Here is a 16,316-nt window from a genome sequence, read left to right as displayed (position 1 = left end):
ATCATTTGATCTTGGGTGGATAAAAAAAGCATAAATAATAATATTTATGCTTTCTTGATATTAAAATAACAATAACGTTATTTAGCTAAAAATGATGCAACCTCTTCCGCCGTTAACGGACGGTATTGGCCAGGTTCAAGATCTTCATCCAACTCAAGCATACCGACTCGCTCACGATGTAATCCAACAACGCGGTTACCCACAGCTGCAAACATACGCTTCACTTGATGGTACTTACCTTCAGTGATGGTTAATACACCCTCACGCTCGCCTACAATCTCTAATTTAGCAGGTCGAGTAAGTCCTTCTTCACCATTTAATTGCACGCCCGCTTCGAATTGAGCAATATTCTCTGCAACAATAGGATCAGCTGTTTCTACAAAATACACCTTCTCACACACATGGCGTGGTGAAGTAATACGGTGTGACCATTGACCATCATCGGTTAATAACGTTAAACCAGTAGTATCACTGTCTAAACGCCCCGCTACATGCATTTTCTCAGGGCTAACTTCGTCAAACAACACAAAAACAGTGGGATTGAAATCATCAACATGTGAACACACAAAACCTTGTGGTTTATTCAACATGAAGTAACGAGGACCTTGTAGACGAAGTGGACGACCGTTAAATTCTACATCGTTATCATCACCGACAGAGAAAGAAGCACTACGGACAATCTCGCCATCAACTTCAATCATTTTATCTCGAAGAAGTTTACCGGCTTCTCTACGGGTGATACCTAAAGTGGTACCTAAGAATTTATCAAGCCTCATTGACTGGCTCCGCTACTTACAAAAGGGTCGGTATTATAGAAAGCAAATGACATAGATGCATTAAAAACTTCATTTTCATACACATTCATGCTTTGAACATAGATAAATATCTCGCCCACTAAAAAAATCAAATAATTAAACTTGTCATTATGTTATCAAAAATATGAACATTTCTATGACTCGATTGTCATATATCTGCTAGATTACAAATTAAAAAAACATTCACTCTATGCAAATACAACAATTTACTCACAAGTTGTAACCAATAAAGCCTTCAAAAAATAAGGGTTTAAATTAGGGACTCAGTATGAATATTTCTCTCAGCACACCAACACTTTCTTCGCTAGATAAATTTCTCCAATTGATAGATGAATTATTTGATTATGAAGCTTTACCCCAAAAAGCAGAACAAACAACAGCTGCAGTTAAACAACTGCTAAGTAATCCACAATTAGGGCAAGCATGGTTTATCGAGGTCGAACAACACGGTATTAAACATATCGCGGGGCACATTATCGTCAGTTATAGTTTTAGCCTTGAGCACGGTGGTAAAATTGGCTTAATCGATCAGTTCTATTTGAAATCTGATTGGCGCCAACATGGAATTGGCACTGAATTATTACCGCAACTAGAAACATTAGTGATCCAAGACGGTGTTAAAGCATTATCGCTAGAAGTCAATATTGGTAATGCGGGAGCACGTAATTTCTATGAAAAGCATGGCTTTACCCCTCGTCGTCAGTTTTGCATGATGACAAAAAACCTAACTGAATCCCATATACCACTCACTGTTGTCTCGTAGATAAATCTAGCAATAACAATAAATCTGCATTTAAGCCTTGTTTTGACAAGGCTTTTTTCGTTATAACTAGAACATAACCTTAATATCTGCCGTGAAAATCATGAATCTCGGCCGTTGGTTTATATAAAGGGAAATACAAATGCTAACAAGTATAATCGTCTTTGTGGTACTGGTTGCATTGTTATATATGACAATGCGTAACAGCCTCATCGGTAAAAAAAATCAAGTCGCTAATGCAGAAGCCAGTATTGATGTAATGCTAAAAAAACGCTTTGATTTATTACCTAATTTAATTGAAACCACCAAAGCTTATATGATACATGAACAGGCAGTGCTCACTGAGCTAACGGCATTGCGAGAAAAAACACACCATCTCGACACGGTTAATAAGCCACAACTAGATAAACAACTATCAGCAGTAGTGTCTAATTTTAGAGTCGCTGCTGAGGCTTACCCTGAATTAAAAGCCAATGATAATACAATGCTATTAATGCGTTCTATTAATGAAACGGAAGAACAACTATCGGCTGCTCGACGCAGTTTTAATGCTGCTGTAACGCGCTATAACAACGCCATTGAGATGTTCCCATCAAGCCTTATTGCTAATCAAATGATGCTGACCACTTTACCTTTATTTGAAATTGCTGACACCGAACGCATCAACATTGATGCAGCTCGTTTATTTAAGTAATTAGGATATGATTACCTATGGATAGTAAGCTAACTGTACTGTATGAAACACACCTCAAACCTCAACTTGAAGCGCTTGATCATGATCGTAAGAAAGTTATAAAACAATACTGGCTATCATTACTGATCGGTGTCGGTTTTGCGGTTACTATCATCCCGTTAAGTTTCATGTATGACTTACAAGCATTTGGTATTATCTTTACCATTATTATCGCTATCGTCATGCATCGCTTATACAACAAACGTTGGGATCAATATAAAAAAGATTATAAGCATAAAATAATCACTAAACTTATTAGCTCAATTGACAATAGTTTTAGTTATAAACCAACACAATGTATTGATAAACAAGACTATAACAATAGTGCCCTCTTTGGCCGACATTATGATCGTTATCGCGGTGAAGATTTTATTGAAGGTCAAATAGACAAAACGCATTTACGTTTCTCTGAATTACATACTGAATATAAAACTCAAAGTCGTGATAACAGTGGTAAAAACCAAGATCAATGGCATACCATTTTTAAAGGTCTTTTTTTCATCGCTGATGCTAATAAGCACTTTTCTGGCCAAACAACCATCATGCCTAATAATCACAGTATTTTTTCAGCATTGGGTCAGAAACTCTCCGATATATTCAGCAATAACCAACAGCAAGTTATCCTTGAAGATCCTGAATTTTCGCAGCTTTTTAATGTTTATAGTAACGATCAAGTAGAAGCTCGTTATCTACTTTCACCAACAATGATCCAACGCTTGATTAATTTCAGTAATCGCTCTGAACATGCGATAGCCTTCTCATTCGTCAATGATCATCTGTATATAGCAATTTCAAGTTCAAAGAATTATTTTGAACCTAAACTTTTCCAGCAAGCCGATTCTCTCGCCTTTATTGCTTCTATTTATTACGATCTTCAATTTGTGATAAATATCGTTAATGAATTAGATCTCAACACTCGAATATGGACTAAACCATAAATAGCACCTATAAAAAAACGGAAGCTCATGGCTTCCGTTTTTTATCACACATTATATTGTAACTAGTCGTCTAATCTGCCAAAAATGTCGTTTCCAAAAAATATGATGTAAATTTGAAATGGAAACCCCTCGCGAACTAGCAGAATTCATAAAATCACCATTAGAGAGATAAATGCCTACATGTCGCTCATTATGACCAGTTTTAAAGAAAACTAAATCCCCTAACTTAGCTTGATCCTTACGAATTCGTCGACCTAATTTTACTTGCCCTAACGTTGTTCGAGGCAGATAACGATGGAAGACTTGACGATACATTTTCATCACAAATGCAGAACAATCAATTCCTCGATGGCTTGAGCCACCAAAATGATAAGGCGTTCCTTCCCATCCATAATATGCATGAAAAATTTTATGTTTTACCAATCGAACATGTCGTAACTCTTGCAACTTCGTCAAGTGATGATGCTTAAGTGTATGGTGCGTGTGGTGTATTATTCCTCGATGCTTATTTATATGTGAATAATGACGATAAATACGAGAATGATGTACTATCGTATGAGCAGTCGTTTTTGTTGTCGAAGCAGCGGCATACCATGATAAAAATGCCGATAAAATAATAACAATTCTAAAAATATAAAGCATTGGTCGTAATTTTTTAATTATAGGTAAAAATCATAGCTAAGTTACAATGTAACATTATTATTAATTTGTATATTATTGTATTTCTGCAATATATAAATTCAATAACGACCATACTAATCCACACAAAATAGCTCAATATTTCCTTGACAGTTTGAGCTATGAGATATCCTATCTATGTTAATACAAATGACACATTAATCTACTAGCCTACCCCTAATCTCAATACATACCTTTTAGGGATAGAACGTAATTATGAACATCAATTTTTCTCTCATAGCTCTTTTACTGTCAGTAGTTAGCGCACCAACATTTGCAGCAGATACTGCATGCAATATAAAACAGTACGAAATGGGTCTACGTTATCAACAACAATCCGCTGAAATTATGGCACTACAATTACAGACCTATAAGTTTGCTCAACAACAGCTTAATGAGAACTTAACCCGAATAAAAACAAAGAAAAAAAAAGCTATTATTATAGATCTCGATGAAACGGTATTAGATAACACACCATTATTAATAAAAGATCTGAATAAATGTCACGACTATACTCAATGGGATACATGGGGAGATTGGGAGAAAAACGGCAAGCCAAATTTAATTCCAGGCGCTAAAGATTTCCTTAACTTCGTAGATAAGCAACATATTGCCATCTTTTATGTTTCCGATCGCAGTCAGGAAAATAAGCAATCAACGATAAAAACCCTCGCTAGTTTACACCTGCCGCAAGTTAATAATAACCATATATTACTTGCTAATAAATCAAAACAACTACGGCGAGAAGATATCAACCAACACTATCAAGTTATCATGTTATTAGGTGATAGCTTGGCTGATTTTGCTGCAGAGTTTAAAACTAAAAAGCCAACAGCCGAACAACGTCAGCTTGTAGAACAACACCAACAGATGTTTGGTACTCAATGGATTATTATGCCTAATAGCAGTTATGGCTCATGGTCACAGAGTCAACTTAAAAGCTAATTAGTATTAAATAGGCGTAAGAGTGATAATTAAATAATACTCTTGCGCCTTAAATTCTAATTCCATTTATATTCGTTAATTATTATATTCTCAATGCTAGCTGAGTCACAATTTCTTGTACTGTTTTATTCATTTGCTGAGTATTATTAGTATTAAAATCTTTAATATTAATATTTGACTCATTCGCCTCAAACACAATAGCTTGATAACGGGCATTTTTCACTTGGGTCATATCAACAATAGCCAAGATACGATCATCTTGATGGTTTAAAATGGGTAAATCAAAATTACCATCAGAGTCAACATCAACTTTTCTCGCTAATTTAACAAATGCCGCATAAGCAATTCGCTGACGTTGCATATTAATAGCATTCGATATAAAAGAACTATTCTTAATAATATGTTGTTTTAATTGATACTTTACTCTCAATGCTTGACCACTATCGTTATCACTTGTTGTTAATGATAATAGCGTCTCTTTTACCACAGCATTCCAGTCAGGTTGAGTATATTGATAACCTTGCATGATTGTTTGTAATTGTTGAACTTGTGCAGGATTAATATCAACTAACGGTGTATCTATCAATGCATTCATCACCTCAATATCATTACCAAGAGAAATAAATGATTGCTTTTCGATTATTGTCTCTAATTGTGAAATTTGACGTTGATGTAAAACGTACATTTTTGCGCCATCAAAATTAGCTTCTTTTTTATTTAAAAAGCTATTATGGCTTAGATGATTATCATTATTACAACCGCCTATAAGTAATAAGGGTATTATAAGTGACAACATTATTTTTTTATTTAAAAAATCCATTTTATAATCCTAAAAACACATCTAATTATAATGTTACTATTTATTAATAATATTAGACAACTAATTACTTTTTACTGTTTATACCGCAATACAATTCAAATATATAAAATCAACTGAGCCTCTTGCTAAACCACTGGGTAAATGTACACTAGTCATAGTTTATTTGTAGCAGATTTACGGTATGTATACTTTACGCCCTTACCAACAAGATAGTGTTAACGCCACCCTTCATTACTTTCGTAAACACAACTCTCCCGCTGTACTTGCTCTACCAACAGGAGCCGGTAAAAGTCTTGTCGTCGCAGAATTAGCCCGTATTGCACGTGGTCGAGTTTTAGTACTCACCCACATTAAAGAATTAGTCGAACAAAACCATGCTAAATACGAAAGCTATGGCCTTAAAGCAGCCATCTTTTCAGCAGGTTTAGGGCGTAAAGAAACCGATCAGCAAGTGGTATTTGCTTCCGTACAATCGATGGCCAATAGCCTTGATAAATTTAATGAACAATTTTCTTTATTAGTCATCGATGAATGCCACCGTGTTCCTGATGATGAAAATAGTGCCTATCGTAAAGTTATCAAACATGTACAAACGGTAAACCCCAACATCAAGGTGCTTGGACTTACAGCAACACCTTATCGGTTAGGCATGGGCTGGATTTATAAATACCACACCCGTGGTCAAGTAAAAACCGAGACTGAACGCTTCTTTCGTGATTGTATTTTTGAATTACCGATCCGTTATTTACTTGATGAAGGTTTTTTAACTGAGCCTAAGGTCATGGATATGGCAGTATTAGGCTATGATTTCTCATCACTGACACCATCAAATACAGGCCATTATAAAGAAGCAGATCTTGATAGCGTAATCGAACAATCAGGCCGCGCAACACCGATGATCATCGAACAAGTGATCGATTACGCTAAAGATCGTCGCGGCATCATGATCTTTGCTTCAACCGTTAATCATGCTCAAGAGATCATGGGCTATCTCGCACATGAAAATGCGGCCTTAGTCATCGGAGATACCCCTCTCGATGAACGCGATAGGATCATTAACGATTTCAAGCAACAAAAGATTAAATACTTAGTTAACGTCTCAGTATTAACGACCGGTTTTGATGCGCCCCACGTTGATCTTATTGCTGTATTACGACCAACGGAATCTATTAGCCTCTACCAGCAAATTGTCGGCCGTGGCTTACGCTTATTTGAAGGTAAAAAAGACTGCCTTATTCTTGAATATGCTGGTAACTGTTACGATCTTTATCAACCAGAAGTAGGTGATCCTAAACCAAATAGTGACAGTGAAGTGGTTATGGTTCCCTGCCCTGCTTGTGGTTTCAATAATAGCTTTTGGGGCAAACTTGATCCTGCTGGTTTTCTCGTTGAGCATTATGGTCGTCGCTGCCAAGGCTACTTTGAGGATGATGATACCGGTGAGCGTGAAGAATGCGGCTACCGTTTCCGCGCTAAATATTGCGAAGAATGTGGTGCTGATAATGACATTGCTGCTCGTCGTTGCCATCAATGTGATGCGGTAATGGTTGATCCTGATAAAAAGCTACGTGAAGCGTTAAAACTCAAAGATGCAATGATCATGAAATGCCATGACATGCGTTTAGAACCTGGAAAAAATAAGTTTGGTAAGCCACAACTTAAAGTGGTTTATATTGGCGATGAAGACAATGAAATTAACGAAATTTGGCAGCTATCAACTAAGACTCAAAAAAATGACTTTCTCGCCAAGTTTATTAACCCACACTTAGTGGATCGACATCGTCCTTTTACTGATACAGCACCGACAAAAGTGGCGAATAACGAACATCGATTACGGCCACCAGAGATCGTCATTGCTCGTAAAAATGGTCGCTTTTGGGCGATCCGCGATAAATTGTTCGATTTGGATCAGTATCAAAACAAATGATCGTCGCCAACATAAATGCCCTATTCTTGTAGGGCATTTATGCGCGTAATATGATCATAATTACGACTAATCATTACGCCATTTAATTTGAAACTCAATTTCTTCTTCCTTACCTTCCCGCTCATGTTCTACGCTGTATTCTGCACGAACAGGAACATAGATACGCTCCCCTGCAATTTGAATTTCAAACCGAGTACCACTTTCTACCGCATCAGCCAAACGACGTAATTTAGCCGCAAACTCAGCATTGGAGTATTGTTTTTCAATGTCTCTTTGTTTTTTCTCTGCCATTTTCACTGCCTCCAAAAGGGATATAAAACTTATTTAAATTACACCACCACAACCTCAATCAATAAATCCATCTTATGCAATAAATTACCAAATCAATGATAAGTAAAAAACCACATGTAAACTGCGACTTATAATGGGTAAATCAAAAAATAATATCAGCCGACTATCGTTCAGTTGCTAATTTCTCACCTTAAATCCAGTCGATTTCACATAACGTTCAAATCATTGAAATATAATTACAATTTTACGTTCCGCATTGAAAACTGTTCCCGAAAGTTTTAGGTTAATAAAGACTTTATTTCCATACTCCCCCTGATGCGAATGCATACCTTACTTGCTCAATATTTTGAGCCACATCATCGGTCGTAAAAAGATTAAACCATCAACTAGGCCAAGATCATGAATACAAGCAATACCTTAAACAATGCCCCTTTTGGTGCTTTGCTCGGCTATGCCCCTGGTGGCATCGCTATCTACTCTTCCGATTACAGCACCATAGATGAAGATAAATATGATGATGCCTGTGACATGCGTAGTTATGTTCATGGTGAATATATGGGTTATAAATGGCAATGCGTCGAATTTGCGCGACGTTTTTTATATATCAACTATGGACTGGTATTTACCGATGTTGGTATGGCTTATGAGATATTCTCGTTACGCTTTTTACGCCAAGTAATTAACGATAAGATTTTACCTTTACATGCTTTTGAAAATGGATCGCGCCAAGCACCTGTTGCAGGCGCATTACTGATTTGGCAAAAAGGCGGTGAATTCCAAGATACTGGTCACGTTGCAATTATTACTCATATTGCAGACGATAAAGTGATGATTGCCGAGCAAAATGTCACCTTTGAGCCATTGCCATTAGGTCAGCAATGGACCCGTGAACTGGCACTACATGTTAAAGATGGTCACTACATCATTGAAGATAGTTTTGATGATACCGAAATTTTAGGTTGGATGGCTTATAATACTGACTCAACCTATAGTTTACCGCAGTCCTCACCTGATCCTAAATTACTTAATATTCAATGTGCCCAACGTTTGAATAGTGGTCAATTTGCAGCTAACTGGTTAGATAGTACAGATCAACTTGAGCAGACTTATTTACAGGCCAATGCCAATAAACTACTTAATGATGATATATATCGTTATTTTACTATTTCAGAAAGTGCCGAACACGAACTCGCGAAAGCAACCAATGAATTACATCTAATGTACTTACATGCCACGGATAAAGTACTGCAAGACGATAATTTATTAGCACTGTTTGATATTCCTAAAATTCTTTGGCCTCGTCTACGACTATCATGGCAAAAACACCGTCACAGTATGTTAACGGGTCGTCTTGATTTTTGTATGGCTGACAATGGCTTAAAAGTTTACGAATATAATGCAGACTCAGCCTCTTGCCACACCGAAGCTTGTTTAATTATTCAAAAATGGGCAGAACAAGGCGGCGATATCACTGAAAATAGTCCTGCCGAAGACTTACTAAATGAACTCGCCAGTGTATGGAAATATAGCCAAGAATATTCATTTGTGCATATCATGCAAGATGATGATGCAGAAGAAGATTATCATGCTTTATTCATGCAAAAAGCGCTCTCTTTAGCCGGTATTGAAAGTAAAATACTCAAAGGTTTAGATTGTATTCACTGGAATCCAGCAGGCCAATTAATTGATGATAACGAGCGTTTGATTGAATGTGTGTGGAAAACATGGGCATGGGAAACCGCAATAGACCAAGTTCGTGAAGTCAGTAGTACCGAGTATGCCGCAGTACCTATTCATACCGGCTACCCTGATACTAAAGTACGCCTGATTGATGTGTTATTACGTCCAGAAATAAAAGTGTTTGAGCCGTTATGGACAGTGATCCCAAGCAATAAAGCTATTCTGCCAGTATTGTGGTCTTTATTCCCCAATCATCATTATTTATTAAATACTGATTTTAATATAACAGATGAATTACGCAGTACGGGTTATGCAATTAAACCCATTGCTGGTCGTTGTGGCAGTAATATTGATTTAGTAAGTCACAATGAATCAGTATTAGATAAAACTGACGGTAAATTTAACGATCAAAAGAATATTTATCAGCAATTATGGTGTTTACCTAAAGTTGCTAATAAGTATATTCAAGTGTGTACGTTTACGGTTGATGGTAATTACGGTGGTGTATGTTTACGCTCTGATAATTCACTCGTGATAAAAAAAGACAGTGATATAGAGCCATTAATTGTATTAGAAGATAATGCGTTTCTAAGAAATTTATAGCCTGAATGTTTAATTCGCTAATTTGACATAAATATTAAATGAAAAGCCGCGTAATAGCGCACTATTACGCGGCTTTTTTATCTATTTAACACCTAACGCTAAAGAAAAAACCATATATCATTTAAGAAATATACAGCTAATAGCAAAGAGTATTAAAACTGATATTGAGCAGATATTTTATAAGAACGACCAGGCTCATACACTTGTGTCCACGGCGTGCGATAGTTTTCATCAAAGGCATTAGCAACAGTGAAATCCACTGTTAAGCCTTCTAACCTCGATGTTGGTTCCCACGTTGCATAGAAATCAACTAGCTCATATGAATCGTAAGAGCCTTCCTTATCATCTTTAGGTAATCTATCTTGAGTATTGGCAAAAATAGCTCGAGTACCGACCTTTGTATCTATTTCCCAAATACCATAATCAACTTGAGCAACCCACTTATCTGCTGGAATATTGCTTAACCACTCGCCTGTTTTATCATCTTTTCCACGAGTTTGTCCGTACGATAGCAATGTATTTAATCGGTTATAACGATATTGAGCAACGACTTCAAAACCTTGTAATTTCGCGTTATCAATATTATCTGAGCGGCTCGTACCACCACAACCGTCACCGGAACCACGATTAGCCATCATACAAGCAATCATATCATTACGATTTGGGACTGTTACGTCTAAATTAATGAAGTCTTTTACTTTATTTTGGAAAGCGCTCGCGGTGAGTAATAACTCATCATCACCTAAAATGTTTTCAAAATTAAATGTACCTTTCAGTTCAATATTATGTGCTTTTTCCGGCTTTAAATTAGGATTAGGTTCAAATACATTTGTAATAGGTCCCATAGCAAAGTGTGTACCGTCCATATAAAGTTCAGAAGTGCTTGCTGATCTAAATGCTTCATCATATCGTAAAGACCATGCCATCCACTCAGTAACTTGCCAATTAGCACCTATTGATGGTGACCAAGCATCTTCACTATTACCTTCATAGCCTTTAGCTTCTGACTTAAAAGTATCGTACCGTAAGCCAGCATCTAGATCTAATGTTTCAAGTAATGAGTAATTCACATGGGCAAAACCCCCCAAGGTTCTCGTCTTAGCCCCATCAGGTGGTACTGGACGTCCTGCTGTGGTAGTTGGACGTTTGGTATCTAATTTATCTTCATAGCCATCAGCTCCGATAAAGATCTGATAACGATCTAAGTTTGATGTGTTAGTAACAGAAAAACCATTCGTCGTAATTGAACTAATATCTTTTTCAGTCCTGCCACTACCAAGCTCTTTAATATCCGTATCATTTCTATAAATACGAACTGAGCTATCAATTAGCTTGCTTTCTGGATTATAAGCATATTTAAAAGTGATATTTTGATCTGATGAGGTGCGATCGATCAGATTATCTTTAAACTCTAAAGACTCACTAGAACCAACAACAGGAGGACGGCCATTATAATCTGAAATTCGATAGTCTAAACCAACACTTTGACTATCTGTAAACTGCCAATTAAACTTTGCCAGACCCGTTTTATTTATTGCTTCAGTACCATATAACTTATAGCCATTACCTTGCTCCATAACGCCACTGTCTTGGTAACTACCAGCAATTAACCAATCTACATTATTTTGCTTATTCGCTATTGCACCAACTGTAGAAACTACATTGCCATTACTCTGATAGCCCGTTTTAACTTTTCCGCCAAAACCAGAATTATCAACAAGATCATCTGCTATTATTGTATTTTGAATTACAATGCCACCAATAGCACCAGAACCATATAGCGAACTAATTGGTCCTTTAACAACTTCAATATCACGAATTAAACTTGGATCTAAAAAGTACGATGGTCGATGCTCAAATTGTGCATTTTGGCGATTACCATCAATAATTTGAAGAACTTTATTTCCTTCTAAACCTCGAATATTAATCGATTGGTTACTCGCAACATTACCGCCAGCAACAGATACATTAGGTATAAAACGCACAGCATTGGCAACAGAGTTAACTTGCATTTCATCAAGCTCTTCGCTGCTAATTTTTGCAACAGTCCTTGTCTGATCTTGGTTTGTTTTGTCCACTCTTGAACCCGAAACAACAATTTCATCAAATTGAGAAACGCTATCTTGCGCAAAAAGTGATGGTGAAGAAAATGCCATAACGAGTGAGCTGGCGATAAGTGTCAGTTGCTTATTCATAATTCCCTGCTTTAACAAAAATCCAACGATACGGTTCGATGATGATTATACATACCGAAATGATAATTACTATCATTATCATTCAATTTTTGTAAAGTAAGTTTACTTTAATAAGCAGCTGTTTAGCCACATAAAAACTAAGGAAAACGCCGATATATTCACCAATAATGTGCTGAGATAATAAAAATAACAATATCGCGTTTAATATGCTTGCATGTACTTATTGGGATTGTTAGTATGCGCGCTCGTTTTACGACGCTAAGTAAGGTCGCATTACTTAGTGAATTATTAAATTAAAGAGTATTATTATGAAATTTAATGCAATTGTACGTACAGACCTTGGTAAAGGTGCGAGCCGCCGCCTACGTCTTACTGAGCACTTCCCTGCAATCGTTTACGGTGGCGAAGCTGCACCAGTAGCTATCACTCTAAAGCACAGTGATATCATCAACCAAATGGATAAGCCTGAGTTCTACGAAGGTTTTGTTCTTGTAATCGACGGCCAGGAAGTTAAGGTTAAGCCTCAAGACATCCAACGTCACGTGTACAAGCCAAAGGTTGAGCACATGGACTTTAAACGCATCTAATTGCGTGTTCATAAAACTCTTCAAAAAAGCACTCTTCGGAGTGCTTTTTTTATGTCTTCGGTTTATCGATATCATCAAATATAAATTGCTGCTGCGGTGACTGAATACTACTTTCTTGATCATTCTTATGTTGTTTACGTCGCATGACTCGTAAATAACGTTGCCGACATAATTTTATGACCTTTATTTTTTGATCTGCTGTCATTTGTTGCCAATAAAATCGCTCATCACGGCTGCGATAACATCCCTTACAATAGCCTCGATTGTTTACCTGACAACAGCCAACACAAGGGCTAGGCACATCAAAAAAATCAAGTTGCTCCATGTAGATTCACTCTTTAGTCATTCTAACTTAGCTGTATTAAAATCGTATAAATACGCACCAAATGTTATTAAAAATAATGACAATGTTTTTATTGTAAATCTTATTTGTTATTTTGTCGTATTGATTTTTAGTCACTAATTCTGCTAAGGTTATTAACATTGTCACGGTAGATGATTAATTATTGATTATATACATCAATTATCCATAACATAATTAATGTATTAACTGGAGGGAACCATGGATTTTTTTGTACCATTAGCTAAAGATATTGATCAAGCTCAATCTGTTTATACATCGATTGCAGAGCATGTCTCAGCACCTACACCAACTAATGATAAACGTATTCAAAAGTTAATTTGGACCCATGAAGGTGTTGAATGTATTGGCGAAGTAGGGAAATTACCGCCAGAGGTATTCCGTGCTGACGATGAAATTTTAGCTATTTTCGAATGCGATAATGTTTACAAAATTTGTACCCAAAACCGTGGTGTTATCAATTTTGATCCTATTTTAGCAACGACTGATACCGTAAAACGTGTGATTTATTTTGATTAAAATCATTCTTTAAAAACGCGCTTATAAAAGCGCGTTTTCTTTATTATTAAAATAGACCTAACTGCGACGCGGTTATATTATCAAAAGACTTTCCGATAAAAATAAGAATACCATCAGCGACTGGCTTTAATTGTTTTTCTAAATAATGATTATAATCGATAGCGCTTTGGCGATATTCTACAGGCTCAGCGCCTGAAGTCGTAAATACATATTCTATTGCACCTTTTTGTTGATATTGTAATGGCCGTCCTAATTTAGCATTCATTTCATCAGCCAGTCGCGCAGCACGCACCTGTGGTGGAATATTTTTCTGATAATCATCTAAATTACGCCGTAAACGCTTACGATAAACTAATTGATCATCAAACTCACCTGCCAAAGTACGATTAGTATAGTTACGTACATAATCATCGACGTCCTGATCATGAAATACCATTGAATACAGCGTTTGCTGAAAATGTTGAGCTAACGGCGTCCAATCGGTACGTACCGTTTCTAAGCCTTTAAAAACCATTTTTTCAACATCACCACGCCATACTAATCCTGCATAGCGTTTTTTACTGCCTGTTTCTTGTCCACGAATCGTTGGCATCAAGAATTTGTGATAATGGGTTTCATATTCAATTTCAAGTGCTGATACTAACCCATATTGCTGCTGGAGATGCTGCCCCCACCATTGATTGATATGTTCAACTAACACATCACCAATAGCATTTGCATCTTGTTGAGAATGGGATTTTTTAAGTGATACAAATGTTGAATCAGTATCACCATAGATCACCTCATAGCCTTGTGCTTCAATCAACTCTCGAGTTAACTTCATGATTTCATGACCACGCATAGTAATGGATGAAGCTAAACGATGATCAAAGAAACGGCATCCTGATGAACCTAAAACACCATAAAATGAGTTCATAATGATCTTAATCGCTTGTGAAAAGGCTTTATCGCCATCACGCTTGGCACGATCACGGGCAGCCCATAGCGATTCAATCATTTCAGGTAAAAAATGACGTGTGCGATGAAACTGCCCGCCACGAAAACCTGCAATAGCTTGATGCTCTGCTTGACCCTCTTCTAACAATAATCCCTCAACCAGTCCCATCGGATCTATCCTGAAGGAGCGAATAATTGATGGATACAAGGATTTGAAATCCAACACCAAGACTGAATCATATAGACCTGGTTTAGAGTCCATGACGTAACCGCCTGGACTTGCTATCCAGTTTTCACTTTCAAGATTTGGAGCAATATAACCAGCTCGGTGCAACTGTGGCATATAAAGATTAGTAAATGCTGCCACTGAACCACCAATACGATCAAGCTCAACGCCAGTAAGACGACTACGCTCTATGGCAAATTCTAATAAATGCGTATGTTTAAAAATTCGAGTAACGAGTTTACAATCTTGAAGGTTATATTTAGCTAATGCTAATTTATCATGCTTAAACATATGGTTAATTTCCGCCATACGATCATGCACATTATGAATAGCTTTTCCTTCTCCTAACAATTCTTGCGCTACCGCTTCTAATGACCAAGAACGGAAATTATAAGTGGCTGTTTTTAAGGTATCGATACCATCCATCACCACTCGGCCAGGGATACTAATAAAACCTTGATTAGCATTTTGTGTTGATCGGCGGTAATGAGGCGTTTGCTTACCACGACCAATACGAAGATTAATCTTGTTCCATTCTGCGCGATGTAATAATAATCGAAAGTCAAAATCAATTACGTTCCAACCAATAATGATGTCAGGATCATAACGAATAAACCACGCTTCTAGCGCGAGTAATAATGCTTTCTCATCTGCAACCCACTCGATATTCAATTCAACATCATCTTTAGAATTAGCCGAAGGTTCACCGACCATGATGACTCGACTATCAAGATCACTGTGCATACCGACTGAATATAAAACCCCTTTTTCTGAACACTCAATATCTAACGATACTAAGGTTAAATCTGGAATATAATTAGCGGCTTTAGCTTTCGCAAATAGCACATCATGGTATCCATTACGCAGTTTAGTATCCCCAGTGAACACTAAACCACCACGAATAAAACGCTCCATCAAAAAACGGTCAGCAAGTCGAATATCGGCTTCAAACGGTTTAATTCCTTCAACCTGTAAACATTTACTAATGGTGAGGTTATCTCGAATCGTTTCGCTATAGCACCCAACAACATTCTGATGCTGAAATGTTTTGAGCGGCAAAGGTTTCCATTGCACTTGAATATTAGCAGCCTTAATAATTTCCATGGCTTGCTGCTGCTGGCTCGCGCAGATAAAGAGTACTGGTTTATCGCCTATAATAGATAAGCGACAAGGACCTGTGGCGGTTTTCACCCACAGAACAATTTCCGTTTGTCCTTTAATATCTCGACTTTGACGAGTTAATACAAACCCAGTTGAATTTGACAGCAAAGAAACCTCAATCTGATCTTGATACGACAATAA

At 37.0% G+C, this 16,316-nt stretch carries 15 protein-coding genes; 8 read left to right on the top strand and 7 right to left on the bottom strand.

Annotation, left to right across the window (positions count from 1 at the left end; all coding sequences use genetic code 11):
* Positions 1-77: 77 nt before the first annotated feature.
* A complete protein-coding gene (gene rsuA, locus PPBDW_RS07085; protein WP_036794351.1) occupies positions 78-776 on the bottom strand; it encodes a 16S rRNA pseudouridine(516) synthase RsuA in 699 nt (232 codons plus the stop codon).
* A 307-nt stretch (positions 777-1,083) separates the two neighbouring features.
* On the opposite strand from rsuA, the gene PPBDW_RS07080 reads away from it, so the two are divergent.
* From PPBDW_RS07080 to PPBDW_RS07070, 3 genes are all read left to right on the top strand, one after another.
* On the top strand, positions 1,084-1,578 hold the full coding sequence (locus PPBDW_RS07080) for a GNAT family N-acetyltransferase (protein ID WP_036794349.1): 495 nt from the start codon (positions 1,084-1,086) through the stop codon (positions 1,576-1,578).
* Positions 1,579-1,717: 139 nt separating this feature from the next.
* Positions 1,718-2,269, top strand: coding sequence for a LemA family protein (locus PPBDW_RS07075; protein WP_036794347.1), 552 nt, complete (start codon positions 1,718-1,720; stop codon positions 2,267-2,269).
* 17 nt (positions 2,270-2,286) lie between these two features.
* A complete protein-coding gene (locus tag PPBDW_RS07070) occupies positions 2,287-3,246 on the top strand; it encodes a DUF3137 domain-containing protein (RefSeq protein ID WP_036794345.1) in 960 nt (319 codons plus the stop codon).
* Between the two features lie 51 nt (positions 3,247-3,297).
* On the opposite strand, the gene PPBDW_RS07065 is transcribed toward PPBDW_RS07070, so the two are convergent.
* Positions 3,298-3,702 carry an NlpC/P60 family protein gene (locus tag PPBDW_RS07065; RefSeq protein ID WP_158260008.1) on the bottom strand — a complete coding sequence of 135 codons (405 nt, stop codon included), beginning with the start codon at positions 3,700-3,702 and terminating at the stop codon, positions 3,298-3,300.
* A 438-nt stretch (positions 3,703-4,140) separates the two neighbouring features.
* Here PPBDW_RS07065 and PPBDW_RS07060 point away from each other — a divergent pair, with 438 nt between their 5' ends.
* The gene (locus PPBDW_RS07060) at positions 4,141-4,869 is read left to right on the top strand and encodes a 5'-nucleotidase, lipoprotein e(P4) family (RefSeq protein WP_036794342.1); all 729 of its coding nucleotides are present in this window, start codon (positions 4,141-4,143) and stop codon (positions 4,867-4,869) included.
* Between the two features lie 82 nt (positions 4,870-4,951).
* Here the strand turns inward: PPBDW_RS07060 and PPBDW_RS07055 are convergent, their stop codons facing one another.
* Complete coding sequence (locus tag PPBDW_RS07055) at positions 4,952-5,689, bottom strand: hypothetical protein (protein WP_036794340.1); 738 nt, start codon at positions 5,687-5,689, stop codon at positions 4,952-4,954.
* 181 nt (positions 5,690-5,870) lie between these two features.
* On the opposite strand from PPBDW_RS07055, the gene radD reads away from it, so the two are divergent.
* Positions 5,871-7,616 (top strand): DNA repair helicase RadD, encoded by a 1,746-nt coding sequence (gene radD, locus PPBDW_RS07050; protein WP_036794338.1) that lies wholly within the window; start codon positions 5,871-5,873, stop codon positions 7,614-7,616.
* Between the two features lie 66 nt (positions 7,617-7,682).
* Here the strand turns inward: radD and PPBDW_RS07045 are convergent, their stop codons facing one another.
* On the bottom strand, positions 7,683-7,907 hold the full coding sequence (locus PPBDW_RS07045; RefSeq protein ID WP_036794337.1) for an amphi-Trp domain-containing protein: 225 nt from the start codon (positions 7,905-7,907) through the stop codon (positions 7,683-7,685).
* A gap of 399 nt (positions 7,908-8,306) precedes the next feature.
* On the opposite strand from PPBDW_RS07045, the gene gss reads away from it, so the two are divergent.
* A complete protein-coding gene (gss, locus tag PPBDW_RS07040) occupies positions 8,307-10,190 on the top strand; it encodes a bifunctional glutathionylspermidine amidase/synthase (protein ID WP_036794335.1) in 1,884 nt (627 codons plus the stop codon).
* 152 nt (positions 10,191-10,342) lie between these two features.
* On the opposite strand, the gene PPBDW_RS07035 is transcribed toward gss, so the two are convergent.
* A complete protein-coding gene (locus tag PPBDW_RS07035; RefSeq protein ID WP_036794334.1) occupies positions 10,343-12,385 on the bottom strand; it encodes a TonB-dependent hemoglobin/transferrin/lactoferrin family receptor in 2,043 nt (680 codons plus the stop codon).
* A 308-nt stretch (positions 12,386-12,693) separates the two neighbouring features.
* On the opposite strand from PPBDW_RS07035, the gene rplY reads away from it, so the two are divergent.
* Positions 12,694-12,972, top strand: coding sequence for a 50S ribosomal protein L25 (gene rplY, locus PPBDW_RS07030; RefSeq protein ID WP_036794333.1), 279 nt, complete (start codon positions 12,694-12,696; stop codon positions 12,970-12,972).
* Positions 12,973-13,021: 49 nt separating this feature from the next.
* Here the strand turns inward: rplY and PPBDW_RS07025 are convergent, their stop codons facing one another.
* Positions 13,022-13,297 (bottom strand): DUF1289 domain-containing protein, encoded by a 276-nt coding sequence (locus tag PPBDW_RS07025; RefSeq protein WP_036794332.1) that lies wholly within the window; start codon positions 13,295-13,297, stop codon positions 13,022-13,024.
* 237 nt (positions 13,298-13,534) lie between these two features.
* On the opposite strand from PPBDW_RS07025, the gene PPBDW_RS07020 reads away from it, so the two are divergent.
* Entirely contained in the window at positions 13,535-13,852 is a 318-nt protein-coding gene (locus PPBDW_RS07020) for a hypothetical protein (protein WP_036794331.1), read from the top strand.
* A 46-nt stretch (positions 13,853-13,898) separates the two neighbouring features.
* Here PPBDW_RS07020 and PPBDW_RS07015 read toward each other — a convergent pair whose 3' ends face one another.
* The gene (locus PPBDW_RS07015) at positions 13,899-16,280 is read right to left on the bottom strand and encodes a DNA polymerase II (protein WP_181319299.1); all 2,382 of its coding nucleotides are present in this window, start codon (positions 16,278-16,280) and stop codon (positions 13,899-13,901) included.
* Positions 16,281-16,316 lie beyond the last annotated feature (36 nt).

The sequence above is a fragment of the Photobacterium kishitanii genome (assembly GCF_000613045.3).
GTDB classification, from domain to species: domain Bacteria; phylum Pseudomonadota; class Gammaproteobacteria; order Enterobacterales; family Vibrionaceae; genus Photobacterium; species Photobacterium kishitanii.
This window is presented reverse-complemented; position numbering and strand designations above follow the sequence as displayed.